16 protein-coding genes are annotated in these 15,193 nt (G+C 25.3%); all 16 read left to right on the forward strand.

Annotation, left to right across the window (positions count from 1 at the left end; all coding sequences use genetic code 11):
* Positions 1–18 precede the first annotated feature (18 nt).
* The 16 genes from rimO to RDY08_RS02990 all read left to right on the forward strand — a co-directional run bounded on the left by rimO (position 19) and on the right by RDY08_RS02990 (position 15,083).
* A complete protein-coding gene (gene rimO / locus RDY08_RS02915) occupies positions 19–1,362 on the forward strand; it encodes a 30S ribosomal protein S12 methylthiotransferase RimO (RefSeq protein ID WP_307904926.1) in 1,344 nt (447 codons plus the stop codon).
* Entirely contained in the window at positions 1,346–1,858 is a 513-nt protein-coding gene (pgsA, locus tag RDY08_RS02920) for a CDP-diacylglycerol--glycerol-3-phosphate 3-phosphatidyltransferase (protein ID WP_307904927.1), read from the forward strand. Before rimO ends, pgsA begins: the two co-directional genes overlap by 17 nt.
* Positions 1,859–1,961: 103 nt before the next feature.
* Entirely contained in the window at positions 1,962–2,756 is a 795-nt protein-coding gene (gene proC / locus RDY08_RS02925) for a pyrroline-5-carboxylate reductase (RefSeq protein ID WP_307904928.1), read from the forward strand.
* 72 nt (positions 2,757–2,828) lie between these two features.
* Positions 2,829–3,086, forward strand: a complete 258-nt coding sequence (locus RDY08_RS02930) for a YggT family protein (protein WP_307904929.1) — start codon at positions 2,829–2,831, stop codon at positions 3,084–3,086.
* A 28-nt stretch (positions 3,087–3,114) separates the two neighbouring features.
* Complete coding sequence (locus tag RDY08_RS02935) at positions 3,115–3,393, forward strand: DUF167 domain-containing protein (RefSeq protein WP_307904930.1); 279 nt, start codon at positions 3,115–3,117, stop codon at positions 3,391–3,393.
* 19 nt (positions 3,394–3,412) lie between these two features.
* On the forward strand, positions 3,413–3,757 hold the full coding sequence (locus RDY08_RS02940) for a DRTGG domain-containing protein (RefSeq protein ID WP_307904931.1): 345 nt from the start codon (positions 3,413–3,415) through the stop codon (positions 3,755–3,757).
* 228 nt (positions 3,758–3,985) lie between these two features.
* On the forward strand, positions 3,986–4,924 hold the full coding sequence (locus RDY08_RS02945) for a CBS domain-containing protein (RefSeq protein WP_307904932.1): 939 nt from the start codon (positions 3,986–3,988) through the stop codon (positions 4,922–4,924).
* Positions 4,921–5,598: a histidinol phosphate phosphatase domain-containing protein gene (locus tag RDY08_RS02950; protein WP_307904933.1), complete on the forward strand. Its 678-nt coding sequence runs from the start codon at positions 4,921–4,923 to the stop codon at positions 5,596–5,598. The genes RDY08_RS02945 and RDY08_RS02950 overlap by 4 nt, the downstream gene beginning before the upstream one ends.
* A gap of 195 nt (positions 5,599–5,793) precedes the next feature.
* Positions 5,794–7,104: a CCA tRNA nucleotidyltransferase gene (locus RDY08_RS02955; RefSeq protein ID WP_307904934.1), complete on the forward strand. Its 1,311-nt coding sequence runs from the start codon at positions 5,794–5,796 to the stop codon at positions 7,102–7,104.
* A 2-nt stretch (positions 7,105–7,106) separates the two neighbouring features.
* Positions 7,107–8,153, forward strand: coding sequence for a flavodoxin-dependent (E)-4-hydroxy-3-methylbut-2-enyl-diphosphate synthase (ispG, locus tag RDY08_RS02960; RefSeq protein ID WP_307904935.1), 1,047 nt, complete (start codon positions 7,107–7,109; stop codon positions 8,151–8,153).
* 5 nt (positions 8,154–8,158) lie between these two features.
* Positions 8,159–9,853 carry a sensor domain-containing diguanylate cyclase gene (locus tag RDY08_RS02965; RefSeq protein WP_307904936.1) on the forward strand — a complete coding sequence of 565 codons (1,695 nt, stop codon included), beginning with the start codon at positions 8,159–8,161 and terminating at the stop codon, positions 9,851–9,853.
* Between the two features lie 4 nt (positions 9,854–9,857).
* The gene (locus RDY08_RS02970) at positions 9,858–10,163 is read left to right on the forward strand and encodes a MazG-like family protein (RefSeq protein ID WP_307904937.1); all 306 of its coding nucleotides are present in this window, start codon (positions 9,858–9,860) and stop codon (positions 10,161–10,163) included.
* A gap of 40 nt (positions 10,164–10,203) precedes the next feature.
* Positions 10,204–11,334, forward strand: coding sequence for a DUF362 domain-containing protein (locus RDY08_RS02975; RefSeq protein ID WP_307904938.1), 1,131 nt, complete (start codon positions 10,204–10,206; stop codon positions 11,332–11,334).
* A 254-nt stretch (positions 11,335–11,588) separates the two neighbouring features.
* Positions 11,589–12,314 (forward strand): class I SAM-dependent DNA methyltransferase, encoded by a 726-nt coding sequence (locus RDY08_RS02980; protein ID WP_307904939.1) that lies wholly within the window; start codon positions 11,589–11,591, stop codon positions 12,312–12,314.
* 17 nt (positions 12,315–12,331) lie between these two features.
* Positions 12,332–13,492 (forward strand): MFS transporter, encoded by a 1,161-nt coding sequence (locus RDY08_RS02985; RefSeq protein WP_307904940.1) that lies wholly within the window; start codon positions 12,332–12,334, stop codon positions 13,490–13,492.
* Positions 13,482–15,083, forward strand: coding sequence for an alkaline phosphatase family protein (locus RDY08_RS02990; RefSeq protein WP_307904941.1), 1,602 nt, complete (start codon positions 13,482–13,484; stop codon positions 15,081–15,083). Before RDY08_RS02985 ends, RDY08_RS02990 begins: the two co-directional genes overlap by 11 nt.
* The last annotated feature ends 110 nt before the right edge of the window (positions 15,084–15,193 follow it).

A 15,193-nucleotide genomic window follows, 5' to 3' on the forward strand; every position in this document is an offset into this window, starting at 1 on the left:
TCTTTAGAAAGGAGAAAAATGAAATTAGCTTTAGTAAGTTTAGGATGTCATAAAAATTTAGTAGATAGTGAGAATTTAATTGGGATATTATCAAAACGAAAAGATGTTGAGATAATATCTAATATAGAAGAAGCTGATGTAGCTATAGTGAATACTTGTGGATTTATAGGAGATGCAAAAGAAGAATCTATAGAGACAATAATAGAAGTTGGAGAATTAAAAGAAACTGGTAATTTAAAAAAACTAATTGTGGCTGGATGTTTAGCACAGAGATATTCAGAGGATTTGATGGAAGAATTATCAGAAATAGATGGAATAATAGGAACAGGTGAAATAGATAAAATAGAAGAAGTTTTAGATGAAGTGATTGATGGGAAGAAAATAATCAAAAGTGAAAGTTTAGATTTTCTAGCTAATAGTGAAACAGAAAGAGTCATTACAACTATGCCACATACAGCATATATAAAAATTGCTGAAGGGTGCGATAATAGATGTGCTTTTTGTATAATACCTTATTTAAGAGGAAAATATAGAAGTAGAACAATAGAAGATATAATTAAAGAAATAGAAAATTTAGTATCAAACGGAGTAAGAGAAGTGAATATTATAGCCCAGGATACTACAGAATATGGAATTGATATATATGGAAAAAGAAGATTAGCAGACCTTTTAAGAGAAATTGCAAAAGTGGAGGAATTGGAAAGAATAAGAGTTTTTTATACATATCCTAGTAATTTTGATGACGAATTAATTAAAGTTATTAAAGAAGAAGATAAAATATGTAAATATATAGATATTCCTATTCAACATGTGTCAGATAAAATATTGACATCTATGAGAAGAAGAGGGACTGCAAAAGAGATGAAAGAACTACTTTATAAAATAAGAAGAGAAATACCAGAAGCAGTCTTTAGAACATCTTTAATTGTTGGATTTCCTGGAGAAACTGAAGAAGAATTTGAAGAGTTAAAAGATTTTGTAGAAGAATTTAAATTTAATTATGCAGGAATATTTAATTTTTCAAGAGAAGAAGACACACCTGCTTTTGATTTAGAAAATCAAATAGATGATGATACAAGACACAAGAGATGGGTAGAGCTTACCAATATACAAAGTAAAATAGCAGAAAATATAAATAGAAAATATATAGGAGAAGTTGTAGAAGTAATAATAGATGGCGTATCTGAAGAATCAGAGTATATGTTAGAAGGTAGAACTTGTGGACAAGCTCCAGAAATAGATGGAAAAGTTTTGATTAATGATGGAACTGGAGAAAGAGGAGAAATTGTAAAAGTTAAAATTGAACAAAATTTTGATTATGATTTATTAGGAGGGATAATAGAAAATGAATTTACCAAATAAATTAACTCTTTTAAGAATAGTATTAATAGTTCCATTTTTAATATTTTTAGAATTGGATATGCCAATTGCAGCAGTTTTAATATTTGCAATAGCTTCAATTACAGATTTTTTTGATGGATATATAGCTAGAAAAGATAATTTGATAACAAAATTTGGTAAATTAATGGATCCATTAGCAGATAAAATTTTAGTTTTATCTGCTTTGACGGTTTTTGTGGAATTACATTATATACCTTCTTGGATGGTAATTATTATATTTACAAGAGAATTTTTAGTGACAGGTTTGAGAATTTTGGCAGCTTCAGATGGAGTGGTTATAGCTGCTGCAAAAATTGGAAAATATAAAACAGCATCTCAAATGATAGTGATTATAATAGTTATTTTTACTAAAAATTCTATAATTAGTCAACTATTAATGTTGATCCCTGTGGTACTTACTATATGGTCTGGGTATGATTATGTAATAAAAGGTAAAAAATATTTTTTGGATGATTAATCTACAATAGGAAATTACATTTTTAGGGTTTAATCATTAGATGATTAGAAATTAAAATGATTTTATGAAATTTATAAAAATAATATAAGGAAGTGAGATAATTATGAAAATAGGATTTATTGGTGCTGGAAATATGGGTGAAGCTTATATAAGTGCTTTATATAAAGAAAAAGAAATTTTATTTTATGAATTAAATAATGATAGAAGAGAATATATAAAATCAAAGTATAATGTGGAATCAGCAAATACTATTTCAGATTTAATATTGGGTGTTGATATAATTTTCTTAGCAGTAAAGCCACAAGTTATGAAATATGTATTAGAAGAATTAGCAGAATTAAAGCTTGATAATAAAATTATAATTTCTATTGCAGCAGGAATAAATTTGAATTTTTATGAAAAATATCTTGGAAAAAATAAAAAAATAGTTAGAGTAATGCCAAATACTCCAGCATTAATAAGAAAAGGGATGTCAGGGGTAGTATTTAATGAAAATTTCAGCGAAAAATCTGAAAAAAATGAGATATTAGAACTATTGTCTGCAACGGGAGAAACTATAGAAATAGATGAAAAAGGATTAGATATATTAACTGCAATATCAGGAAGTGGGCCAGCATATGTTTTTGTATTGATAAATAGTTTAGCAGATGGTGGAGTTAAATTAGGACTTTCAAAAGAGGTGGCTTTAAAATTAGCTGTTGAAACATTTATTGGTTCAGCGGAGCTCATAAAACAAACAGGGAAGCATCCTGAGCAGTTAAAAGATATGGTAACTTCACCAGGTGGAACTACTGCAGCAGCACTTTTTGATATGGAGAAAAATGGAATTAGATATACAATGGAATCAGCTGTGGAGGCTTGTTATTTGAAAGTTAAGGAATTAGCTGGAAATAAATAAAATAAAAGAGATAAAAAGATTTTTTTAACCACAGGATTAAAACGGATAAAAGAGAACAGGGAGGATTAAAAGATGATTGTACTTATAATTAATTTAGCAGTTAGAGTAATAGAAGCGTTAATATTTATTAGGATAATATTGTCTTGGATTATGCCACGTGGTGGACAAAACAGTGATTTTGGAAGGTTTATTAATGATTTGACAGAACCATTACTTGCTCCTTTTAGAGTGGTTTTGCCACTAGGAAATATGGGAGGATTAGATTTATCACCAATTATATTGTTGTTTATTTTAGATATTGTTAGAAACTTTGTAGTGAGAATGCTTTAGAAATGGATTAAAAAAATAGGAGATAAAAATGTTTGAAGAAAAAGATGGGAAAATATATATAAATCTATATGTGCAGCCTAAAAGTCAAAAAAATGAGATAATTGGAGAATATAATGGTAGATTAAAAATAAAAATAAGAGGTCTGCCAGCTGACGGAGAAGCCAATAAAAATATAGTTAATTTTTTCTCTAAATATTTAAAGACTGCTAAAAAAAATATAGAAATCGTATCAGGAAGTACAGGAAGAAATAAAAAAATAGCAATATTAGGACTTAACTTGGACGAAATTAAAAATAAGATTTTATAGTTTAAAAGTAGGAGGGAAAATGAAATTAAAAGAGATAATGGAATTAATTGATGCGGAAATTATAGTTGGAGAGGAATATATAAAAGAGATGGATATAAAACATGTTGGTGCAGCTGATTTAATGAGTGAGGTTTTAGCATTTGCCAAAGAAGATTCGTTATTGCTAACAGGGCTAACAACACCTCAAATTATAAGAACAGCTCAAATGATGGATTTAGCAGTAATTGTTTTAGTAAGAGGGAAAATACCTCAACAAGATACTATAAATTTAGCGAAAGAGGTAGGAATACCAGTTCTTACTACAAAAGAACTTTTATATACTGCATGTGGTAAATTATATAACGAAAAACTTGAAAGTTGTTAAAATTTTTATCATAACAACATATTTTTAAATTATTAAGGAACGGCTTAAAAACAACCTTTTTATTTTGTTTTAAAATACGCAACGGTTCAAGCGTTTTTATAACAAAATATATAAAATTATTTTTAAACATTCTTCAAGCGTTTTTATAACAAAAAATGAGAAACTTATTTTTTAAACGTTCTTAAATGGGGGATGTTAGTTTTAAGCCATTCACAACTGGAGGTTAAAATGGATGTAAAAAATATGGATATTTTGCAGAAATATAAAGATTTTTTTAAAGATTTAACTGCAAAAAATGTAATGAATAGTATGCTAATAGTACTAAAAGAAGAAAATACATTTAAAGAAGCTCAAGAGATAATGAAGAATAAAAAAATATCTGGGATACCAATTGTAGATGATAATTACCAAGTTATAAATATTATAACAATGGAAGATATAATAAATGCACTTTCTAACAATCAAATTGATATGAAAATATCAGTTAAACAAAGGAAAAAAGTTGTGGCTTTAAAAATGGAGGATGATTTTGAAAAAATAGTAGAATTTTTAAGTACTTATGGATTTGGAAGATATCCTGTAGTTTCAGAAAACAATACTTTAATTGGAATAATAACAAAACAAGACCTGTTATTTTCAGTAGTTAGTAAATTGTCAGTATTATATTTGCATGATGAAAGAAGAAAAGAGATATTGGATTCTCCACTTTCTGTTTTTGTTAAAAATAATATTAATAAAAATGAACCTCAATTTTGCTATTCTATAAATAATAGTAATGTTAATAACGCAGGAGAAGGTTCAGCATTATTAAAAAATTTCTTAAAAGAAAAAGGGATAGAGACTAAATTAATAAGAAAAATAAGTATATCAACATATGAAGCAGAAGTGAATGTGGTTATTCATGGTGGCGGAATAGGAAAAATAGTTGCTGAAATTACTGATGAAAGTATAGTGGTATTTGTAGAAGATATTGGTCCTGGAATAGAAAGTATAGAAAAGGCTATGACAGCTGGATTTTCAACTGCTCCTGAATATATAAGGGCACTTGGATTTGGTGCTGGAATGGGAATACCGAATATAAAAAGATTTGCTGACAAATTAATAATCACTTCTGAAAAAGGGAATGGAGTAAAAATGGAAATGATATTTTGGAGGGAGAAATTATGATGAAATTGGGGAATAGATATGAATTTCATACGCATACTTTATTAAGTGATGGAGAACTTTTAATTAGTGAACATGTAAGAAGAGCCGAAAATTTAGGTTATGAGGTTATTTCAATAACAGACCATGCAGATGTTACAAATATAGATGAAATTTTGTCAAAAATAGGTGAATTTATAAAATCAGAAGGACAATATTATAAAATAAAAGTTTTGCCAGGAGTGGAATTAACTCATGTACCACCTCAAATGATAAATGAATTAGCAGAATATTCAAAAGCAAAAGGTGCAAAAATTGTTGTAGTCCATGGAGAAACAATTGTAGAACCAGTAGCTTTAAAAACAAATTTATATGCTGTTAAATCAAAATATGTAGATATATTGGCACATCCTGGATTGATTACAGAAGAAGAAGTAAAATTAGCTGTAGAAAACAATGTATATTTAGAACTGTCAGCAAGAAAAGGACATTCTTTAACTAATGGACATGTCGCAAAATTGGCTAGCAAATTTGGAGCAAATATGTTAGTTGATACTGATGCACATTCGCCAGATGATTTTATATCACAAGAATTTGCATATAAAGTGGCACTTGCTAGTGGATTAAATAGTGAGCAGGCATATAAAGTAGTATCATTAAATCCTTTGAATTTTATAAAGAAAATTTTAGATTTATAATAAGGGACTTTAAAAAAATTAATGAGTCATTTGTTTGAAAAATATGAACGAATCTACAGATTTTCTCAAACAATTTTGACGAATTTATTTTTTATTGTACCTAACAAAAAGAATAGCAATTTTTAGCTATTCTTTTTTTATAATTATGGTAAAATATAGATAAGGGTCGTAAAAATAAAAAAGAGAGTGAATTTTATGATTAATATAAATTTAGATAAAAAATTAATTAATATGTTTAATGAAATAATAAAAAATGGTGGGAAGCCTTATATTTGTGGCGGATATATAAGAGATTATATATTAAATATTAAAAATAAGGATATTGATATTGAGGTTTTTAATGTAGAATTTCAAAAGTTATATGATATATTAAATAAATTTGGAAAAGCTAGAATCGTTGGAGAAAGTTATAAAATAATTTTAATTGGAGATTATGAATTTTCTGTTCCAAAAGAAAATTTAGATATAAAATCAGCAGGAAGAAGAAGAGATTTTACAATGAATTCTATATATTATGATTTTGAAAGTAAAAAAATAATAGATTTTTTTAATGGAATAGAAGATATAAAAAATGGTATAATTAGATTAGTTGATGATAAAAATATAGATGATGACCCTTTAAGGATTTTAAGGATAGCACAATTTTTAGCGAGATTAAATTTTAAAGTAGATGAAAAAACAGAAAAGATAGCAATAAAAAATAGAGAAAAAATTTTAAACATAGCAAAAGAAAGAATATTTATAGAATTTGAAAAAATATTGTTGAAGGCAAAAAAACCTTCGTTAGCATTTCAATGGATGAAAAAAATTGGATTATTAAAGTTATTATTTCCTGAATTGGATAGATTAAGCGAAATCGAACAAGGAGACAAATTTCATCCTGAAGGGGATGCATTCACACATACAATGTTAACATTAGATGTGTTAGAAATTAATGAAAGGAATATAGAGGTTATGTTGGCTATATTATTTCACGACATAGGAAAGGCAATTGTAAAAACTAATAAAATAGGGAATCATATTACATTTTATAGACATGAAATAGAAGGAGCTAAATTATCAAAAAAAAGTATAAAAAAAATGACTAGTTCTAAAGAGTTAGCTAAAAATGTTTTTAGTTTAATAAAATATCATATGGTACCATTTAATTTTTCAAAATCAATAAATAGAAAAACTATAAAAAAATTATCAGTAAAAGTTGATTTTTTAAATTTGATGTTACTGCATAAAGCAGATTATTTAGGGAGAAAGAATATAGATGAAAATATTTTATACGTTAAGGAATCAATTGAAATATACGAAAATATAAAAGAAGAGACAAAACCTATAATTAAAGGGAAGGACGTTATAAAACTAGGTATAAAACCTGGTCCTGAAATAGGTAAAATATTAAAATTAATATATATAGCTCAATTAGAAGAAAAGTTTTCAGATTATGAAAGTGGGATTAAATATTTGGAAAACTATATTTCAAAATGGAATAAAAATATAAATAAGGAGATGTAAAAATGGCAACATATACAAAAAAGATAAAAGTAGGAGATATATTTATAGGTGGGACAGAAAATGTAATAATTCAATCAATGACAAATACAGACACAAGAGATATAGAGGCAACTGTAAATCAAATTTTAGAACTTGAAGAAGCAGGTTGTGAATTAGTGAGAGTTACAGTTCAAGATATAGAAGCAGGAAATGCTATAAAAGAGATAAAGAAAAAAATTAATATTCCTCTTATAGCAGATATACATTTTGACTATAGATTAGCAATATTAGCAATAGAAAATGGGATAGATAAGTTAAGAATAAATCCAGGGAACATTGGAGAAGATTGGAAAGTAGAAAAAGTTGTAGAAAAAGCAAAAGAAAAAAATATTCCAATTAGAATAGGTGTAAATGGTGGTTCATTAGAAAAACATATATTAGAAAAATTTGGACATCCTACAGCTGAAGCTATGGTGGAAAGTGCAATGTATCATATAAAATTATTAGAAAAATTTAATTTTAAAGATATATTAATTTCGTTAAAATCAAGTGATGTAAGAGTGATGAATAAAGCATATAGAATGATAAAAGAAAAAGTTGATTATCCACTTCATCTTGGAGTAACAGAAGCTGGGACTTTCTTTCAAGGAACTGTAAAATCAGCAATTGGAATAGGAAGTTTATTATTAGATAATATTGGTGATACAATGAGAGTATCATTAACAGAAAATCCTGTTGAAGAGATAAAAGTGGCAAAAGAGATTCTAAAAGTTTTAGGTATAAGGAAAAATGGAATAGAGATAATATCTTGTCCAACTTGTGGAAGAACAGAAATTGATTTAATTGGACTTGCAAAAAAAGTGGAAAAAGAGTTTAGTAATATAGAAAAGCCATTAAAAATTGCTGTAATGGGGTGTATTGTAAATGGTCCTGGGGAAGCCAAAGAAGCAGATTTTGGAGTAGCAGGAGGAAAAGGTGTGGGAATAATATTTAAAAAAGGGGAAATAGTTAAAAAAGTAAAAGAGGCGGATATACTTAAAGAGCTAAGGGAAATTGTGAATAGGGGATGATATGAATGAAAAGTAGTAAATTAAAAATGATATATGCTTTAATAACTATTTTATTTATATTTATAATTGTTGAATTAAATATAAATAGCGGGATTGAAGATATAAAAAACAATAAAAAGATTTTAAAAAATATAAATTCTGAATTAAATGAAAGATATTTTATGAAAATAGAAAGATTATTAGATAAATTATCTAATAATAAAAATATATTTAATAAAAATGTAGGAGAAAATATTTTTGAAATTTTAAAAGAAAATTTAGATTTAGGTATAATTTATATATTGGATAAAGATGGAAACGTTTTTATATCTACAACAAAAGGGATGTACGGAAAAAATTATAAGTTTAGAGATTATTATAAAAAAATAATATTGGATGGGAAAGATAAATATATTGATTATGCAGTAGGAAATGTTACAAAAAAAAGAGGAATGTACTTTAGCAAATTAATAGTTAATAATAAAGATAAATTCGTATTAGTAATAAAATTAAATTTGAAAAAAGTTGATAGTTTTTTAAAAAAATATAAAGAAAATATAAATTTAATATTAAGTGATGGAGTAATAATAGCTTCAAATCGAGAAGAAAATATATTAAAAACAACTGGAAAAAATATGAAAAAAGATTATAAAAAATATAATGGAATAAATATTATAAGTATAAAAAATAAATTAGATAAAAAATATAATATGATACTATATAAAAATCATACCAATGATAAAATAGTAATGTTTGAAGAAAAAAATATAATAAATTTAAAAGAAAAAGACTATAAAATTATATTGATAATTTTCATTATAATGTTTTTATTTATTATAATTATATATTTTATTTTAAAGAAACTTAATGAAATAGAGGAAATAAAAGAAAATTTAAAAAAATATCTTTGGGTAATAGAGCAAAATCCTCTTTCTATTATTTTAACAGATAAAGAGTTTAATATCGAGTATGTAAATGTTGAGTATCTAAAAAGATATAAGATATATAAACCTATAGTTGGAGAAAAATTTGAATTAAAAGAGGATTGGAATGAGATACATAAATTTTTAAAAAGTGATAATGTTTGGCAAGATGAAAGAAGAAATACTAAAAATGGAAATTGGGAAAAATTAATAATGTCAACATTAAGAGATGAAAATGGTGAAATAGTAAATCATGTAATAACAGAAGAGGATATAACAGAAAGAAAATTATTAGAAGAGAAATTAAAAAAATTAGCAACAATAGATGAAATGACAAAAACATATAATAGAAGAGCAGGTTTGGAAATTTTAGATAGAAAGATATTAATGGCAAATAGAGAACATATAGGAATATCTGTGATATATGTAGATGTTGATAATTTGAAATCAACAAATGATATATATAGTCATAAAGAGGGTGATAATCTTATATTAACAGTAGTAAAAATAATGAAAGAAAGCATAAGAGAAGAGGATATAATAACTAGATTAGGTGGAGATGAATTTTTAATTGTTTTAATAGATTGTAAATTAGAAGATATAAATTTAGTATTAAATAGAATGGAAGAAAAAAGAAAAATATATAATAATAATTCAAATAAAGAATATGAAATTTCTTTTAGTTGTGGAACTGCTAATTATAATAAAAAAAGACATAAAAATAGTATGAAATTAATTAATGAAGCTGATAGTAAAATGTATATTGAAAAATCAAAACATAAAAATTGCGAGGAGTGAAAAGATGAATTTTAAATATTTTCCAAAATTAAACGGATTAAATAAAATAACAATGGAAACAACAGCTTTAAAACTTATGGAAGAAGCTGGAGAATTGTCACAAGCTATTTCTAAATTTAGAGGATTAAATGGAGAAAAAGTTAATATGACAGAAGAAGAGGTATTGGAAAAAATAACAGGAGAACTTTTGGATGTAATGCAAGTGTGTGCAACAATGACATATGTTATAGAGGAAAAATATGATATTAACTTAGATGATGCTTTAGTAAAACATTTGAAAAAACTAAAAGATAGAGGTTATGTAAAATAGTTTTTGGAGTATGATTATATATTATAATAGGGAGGTAACTGTGAGTAAAGTAGCTTTGATGAAATGTGATGATTATAAATTTGATAATTTATATAAAGTTATAAAAGAAGGATTAGAATTAACAGGAGGAATCAAATTTGTTAAAGATAAAAAAGTTTTATTAAAACCTAATTTACTTTCACCTGAAAAGCCAGAAAAAGCAGTTACCACTCATCCAGAAGTTGTAAGAGCTGTGATAAGAATATTACATGAAGCTGGAGCGAAAGTTTATGTTGGAGATAGTCCAGGAACAGGAACTCAGGAGATAATTTATAATGTAACTGGTATGAAAAAAGTTATTGAAGAAGAAGGCGCAGAATTTGCTGATTTTAAAAATAAAGTTGAAGTATTAGTAGATGGAAAAGTAGTGAAAAAATTTATATTTGCTAAAGCAGTAAAAGATGTAGATTATATATTTTCATTGCCCAAATTAAAAACTCATGCAATGACATATTATACAGGTGTTATAAAAAATTTATTTGGGACAGTACCAGGCATATTAAAACCTAAATTTCATTATACTTTTTCAGAAAAAGATAAATTTTCTGAAATGTTAATAGATTTAAATATTGCATTAAAACCAATTTATGGTATAATGGATGCAGTAGTTGGAATGGAAGGGAATGGTCCTAGAAATGGAGACCCTAAAAAAATAGGAGCTATTTTAATATCAAAAGATTTTATAGCCTTGGATGCGACAGCTTGTAGATTGGTAAATATATCGCCGTATGATGTAATGCCAATAGTAAAAGGATTTGAAAGAGGATTAGGAGAAATAGATAAAGATAAAATAGAGATATTAGGAGAAAAAATAGAAAAATTAGAAGTAAAAGATTTTAAAAAAGTAAAAAAAGAGCTTAAAGTTGGAATGCTTATACCTGTTCCAAATTTTATAAACAAATTTATAAAAAATATATTGGTGCCAAAGCCATATTTTGATGAGAAAAAATGTATTTTATGTGGTGAATGTGTAAAAGTATGTCCACCAACTCCAAAAGCTTTAAAAATAGAAGATGGAAAAGTAAAAATCAATAGAGAAAGATGTATAAGATGTTTTTGTTGTCAAGAGATGTGTCCTGTAAATGCAATAGAGCCTAGAAGAATAACAGGGAATAAAAATACATTTAAATAATTTTTTAAAGGTTTATTATGATAAAAAAATATTAAGGAATGGCTTAAAAATAACCTTCCGATTTTGTTTTAAAACACGCAATGGTTTAGGAACGCTTTAAAAACAACCTTATCCTTTTGTTTTAAAATACGCAACGATTCAAGCGTTTTTATAACAAAATATATAAAATTATTTTTAAACATTCTTTAAGCGTTTTTATAACAAAAAATGAGAAACTTATTTTTTAAACGTTCTTAAAAGAGATGAGGTATAAAATGCATTCTGAATTTGCGTATATTTATGATGAGGTTATGGAAATAGCGAACTATAACGAATGGTATGATTTTTTAAAATTAATGTTAAAAGACATAAATTTTAATGGAACAGATATAATGGATTTGGGTTGTGGAACAGGAGAGATATTGATAAGGTTATATAAAGATGGGTATAAAGTATTAGGGGTTGATATATCTTCAGATATGTTATCAGTGGCACAAGATAAAATGGTAGAAGATGGCATTAGTATACCTTTAGTAAATATGGATATGAGAGAACTAAGATTACCTGTTGAAGTAGATTTGGTAGTCTCATTTTTTGATACAATAAATTATCTAACTTCAGAAAATGAGTTGGAAACAACTTTGGAAAATATATATAAACATTTGCCTAAAAATGGATTTTTTATATTTGATATTGTAACAAGAAAATTAATAGATGATATGTTTGAAAATAATATATTTTTGGATGAAAGAGAAGAAATAACAATTATTTGGAGACATTTTTATAATGAAGAGGAAGGATTAGATGATTTTCATACAGTTTATTTTGTGGAATTTGAAAAAAATTATTATAAAAAAATAGAAGAATTTCATCAAAAAAAGATTTTTGAAATAGGAGTTGTGGAAAAAATAGCAGAAAAAGTTGGATTTAAAATTGCCAAAAAATATGAAAATATAGAATTAGCTGGGGAAAGAATATTTTTTGTACTAGAGAAAGTTTAGGAAAACGGGAGGAAAATTTGAAAAAGATTGCTAGAATTAGTTACATAAATTTTTTATTAATTGGATTAACTTTTAATTTATTAGGAGTAAGTTTAATTTATATTGCAAAACATTTTAGTGTTGATACAGCAATAATAGGGTATCAATTTGGATTTTTTACTATTGGAAGTACTAGTGGAATATTTTTTACTAATTTTTTATTAAAAAAAATGGATATGAAAAAAATCTATATATTTGATTATGTTTTGTTAATTATAGGTATTTTAATTATAGGAAATACATTAAGTTTAGATGTTTTTAGAATTGGATTAATTATATATGGATTAGGTCTTGGAGGGCTTGTATCTAGTTCTAATTTTTTAATAATAGCTGGATTTAAAGAAAATAGAGCATCTATTTTAACAATGGCTAATTTTTTTTATAGCTTTGGAGCAATATTATCTCCATTAATAGCTGGATACATTTTAAAAATAAATATTAATTGGGTATGGATATATAGAGGAACAATTTTATTGATTATTATATTATTTTATTTAGTGATAAAATCTGATTTTAAATTTTTAAAAGATAGTAATGAAGATAAGAGTGAAAATGAAGAAAAAGAAAAATGGGGAATAACAATTTATTTAGTAGCTTTTGCAATATTTTGCTATGTTTTAGCAGAAATGGTTTTTTCATATTGGATAGTAACATATTTAAAAATGGATACAGGATTTAAAATAGAGATAGCAAGTTTTGGATTATCTTTATTTTGGATATTTATGGCAATTGGAAGATTTTTTTCAAGTTATATAGTAAAGAAAATGAAAATAGAAAGTTATATTATTTTGTCAGCTGGAATAGGATTTTTAGGATATATACTAATATCACAATTTAATTCTATAATTTTAATTTATGTTTTAATTGCTATTACAGGATTAGGATTTTCTGGAGTATACGCAGCTGTTTTAGATTTTGGAACAAAACAATTAAGAAATACTTCTGCAAATTTAATGACATTTATAATAGTATCAGGTTCCTTTGGTGGAATTATGTCATCTCCTATTTCAAGTTTTCTTAAAGAAAGAGTTTCTATAAAATATTCATTTTTTTCAGGTGCAATTGCAATTTTATTAGTACTTGTATTAATAGTAATTGCAGAAATTTTACAAAAAAGAAGGGGAAGAAATGAGAGATGATTTTAATGCAAATATTGCAGGATATAGACGAAAAGGAAAAAAAATATTTATTCAAATAGATGCATTACCATATGAAATGTTATTAAGAGCTATAGATAGAGGATATACCCCTTTTTTGAAAAAATTAATAAATAAAAAAGGGTATACAGTGAATAAAATATTTTCAGAATTGCCAAGTAATACTCCAGCAGCTGAAATGAAAATAATGTATGGTATAAAAAATTGGATAAAAGGTTTTAGATGGTATAATAAAAAAGAGAAGAGACATTACAATTTTAAAAATCCTTTGACAGCAAATTATTTTGAAGAAAAAGCTGAAAAATTCACAGAAAAACCTATTTTAAAAAATGGGGCTAGTTACATTACATTTTATTCTGCAGGAGCGAAAAGGACAATACTTACATTTAGCAGAGGTTTAAAAATAGATGTAAACAAATCAATTACAAATAATAAAATTTGGCAATTTATACTTATAAATACAGATTTTTTAATAAAAGTAACAATTGATGTAGTTGAAGAACTATTAAAAGAAGGATTAAAATTTATAAAATATATTTTAATAAAAAAAAGAAAGATAAGAGGTTTATTATTTCCTTATGTTAGAATAGTTAATAATGTATTATTTAGACATATTGCTACAATGGGCTCTATTTTAGAAATGAATGAAGGTGTAGAAAGAATATATTTAGTGTATAATGGATATGATGAAGTGGCTCATCAACTTGGAGCAGATGCAACAGAATCTTTAAAAACATTAAAGAAAATAGACAAATCTATAATGAATATTTATAAAACAGCTACAAAAAAAGGATATGAACTGTATATTTTTTCAGACCATGGTCAAACTAATAGTATACCTTTTGAAGAATATTATGGAATATTATTAACAAATTATATAAAGCAAGAAATTTCCAAAGATATAGGAATTTCTGAATATAGTTCTGATAATGAAAATAGAAAAGAATTACATTTATATTTTTTAGATAAAATTTTTAAAACTGTTTCAGAGCTAAATCATAAAATTATAAATAAAATCATAAAAAAGTTTTTAAAAAAAACGAATGAAAACATAAAAAATGAAAATGAAATTATAGAAAATGATATTATAGTTACAAATTCAGGGCCTCTATCTCACATATATTTTTTAGAAGAAGAGAATAGGATGTTAAAAGATGAAATTATAGAATATTTTCCTGAAATAATAGACAAGATTTTTTTACATAATGGGATTGAATTTGGAGTAGTTAAAACTAAATATGGATTTGAGATAAAAGGTAGAAAAGGAAAAATAGAGTTAAACAATGAGTTTGAAATTGTAAATGAAACAGGGAATCTGTTTAAAAATATATTAAGAAATATAAAAAAAGAGACTATAATATCTAGTTTAAAGGAAATTAGTTGTGGTGAAAATGTAGGAGATTTAATAATTTTTGGAGCTTTATTAAAAAATAATTTAATTATAAATTTTGAAAATCAATATGGCGGACACGGTGGAATTGGTGGAATGCAAAATTTTCCTTTTTTAATAGCTAATAAGGAGTTAGAAAAAGATAAAAAATCGATTTCAAATTTATATGAAATTTTCAAATAAAAACTATAAAGGAACGGCTTAAAAATAACCTTCCGATTTTGTTATAAAATACGCAATGGTTTAAGCGTTTTTATAACAAAAAATGAGAAACTTATTTTTTAAACGTTCCA

Origin of the sequence: Haliovirga abyssi (assembly GCF_030295325.1) — a bacterium.
Lineage (GTDB): Bacteria > Fusobacteriota > Fusobacteriia > Fusobacteriales > Haliovirgaceae > Haliovirga > Haliovirga abyssi.

Excerpts from the sequence above, each read along its gene's own strand:
- proC (WP_307904928.1), top strand. The coding sequence starts at position 1,962 with ATGAAAATAGGATTTATTGGTGCTGGAAATATGGGTGAAGCTTATATA.
- RDY08_RS02950 (WP_307904933.1), top strand. The coding sequence starts at position 4,921 with ATGATGAAATTGGGGAATAGATATGAATTTCATACGCATACTTTATTA.
- RDY08_RS02980 (WP_307904939.1), top strand. The coding sequence starts at position 11,589 with ATGCATTCTGAATTTGCGTATATTTATGATGAGGTTATGGAAATAGCG.
- RDY08_RS02990 (WP_307904941.1), top strand. The coding sequence starts at position 13,482 with ATGAGAGATGATTTTAATGCAAATATTGCAGGATATAGACGAAAAGGA.
- RDY08_RS02930 (WP_307904929.1), top strand. The coding sequence starts at position 2,829 with ATGATTGTACTTATAATTAATTTAGCAGTTAGAGTAATAGAAGCGTTA.
- ispG (WP_307904935.1), top strand. The coding sequence starts at position 7,107 with ATGGCAACATATACAAAAAAGATAAAAGTAGGAGATATATTTATAGGT.
- RDY08_RS02935 (WP_307904930.1), top strand. The coding sequence starts at position 3,115 with ATGTTTGAAGAAAAAGATGGGAAAATATATATAAATCTATATGTGCAG.
- RDY08_RS02940 (WP_307904931.1), top strand. The coding sequence starts at position 3,413 with ATGAAATTAAAAGAGATAATGGAATTAATTGATGCGGAAATTATAGTT.
- RDY08_RS02945 (WP_307904932.1), top strand. The coding sequence starts at position 3,986 with ATGGATGTAAAAAATATGGATATTTTGCAGAAATATAAAGATTTTTTT.
- RDY08_RS02955 (WP_307904934.1), top strand. The coding sequence starts at position 5,794 with ATGATTAATATAAATTTAGATAAAAAATTAATTAATATGTTTAATGAA.
- rimO (WP_307904926.1), top strand. The coding sequence starts at position 19 with ATGAAATTAGCTTTAGTAAGTTTAGGATGTCATAAAAATTTAGTAGAT.
- pgsA (WP_307904927.1), top strand. The coding sequence starts at position 1,346 with ATGAATTTACCAAATAAATTAACTCTTTTAAGAATAGTATTAATAGTT.
- RDY08_RS02970 (WP_307904937.1), top strand. The coding sequence starts at position 9,858 with ATGAATTTTAAATATTTTCCAAAATTAAACGGATTAAATAAAATAACA.
- RDY08_RS02965 (WP_307904936.1), top strand. The coding sequence starts at position 8,159 with ATGAAAAGTAGTAAATTAAAAATGATATATGCTTTAATAACTATTTTA.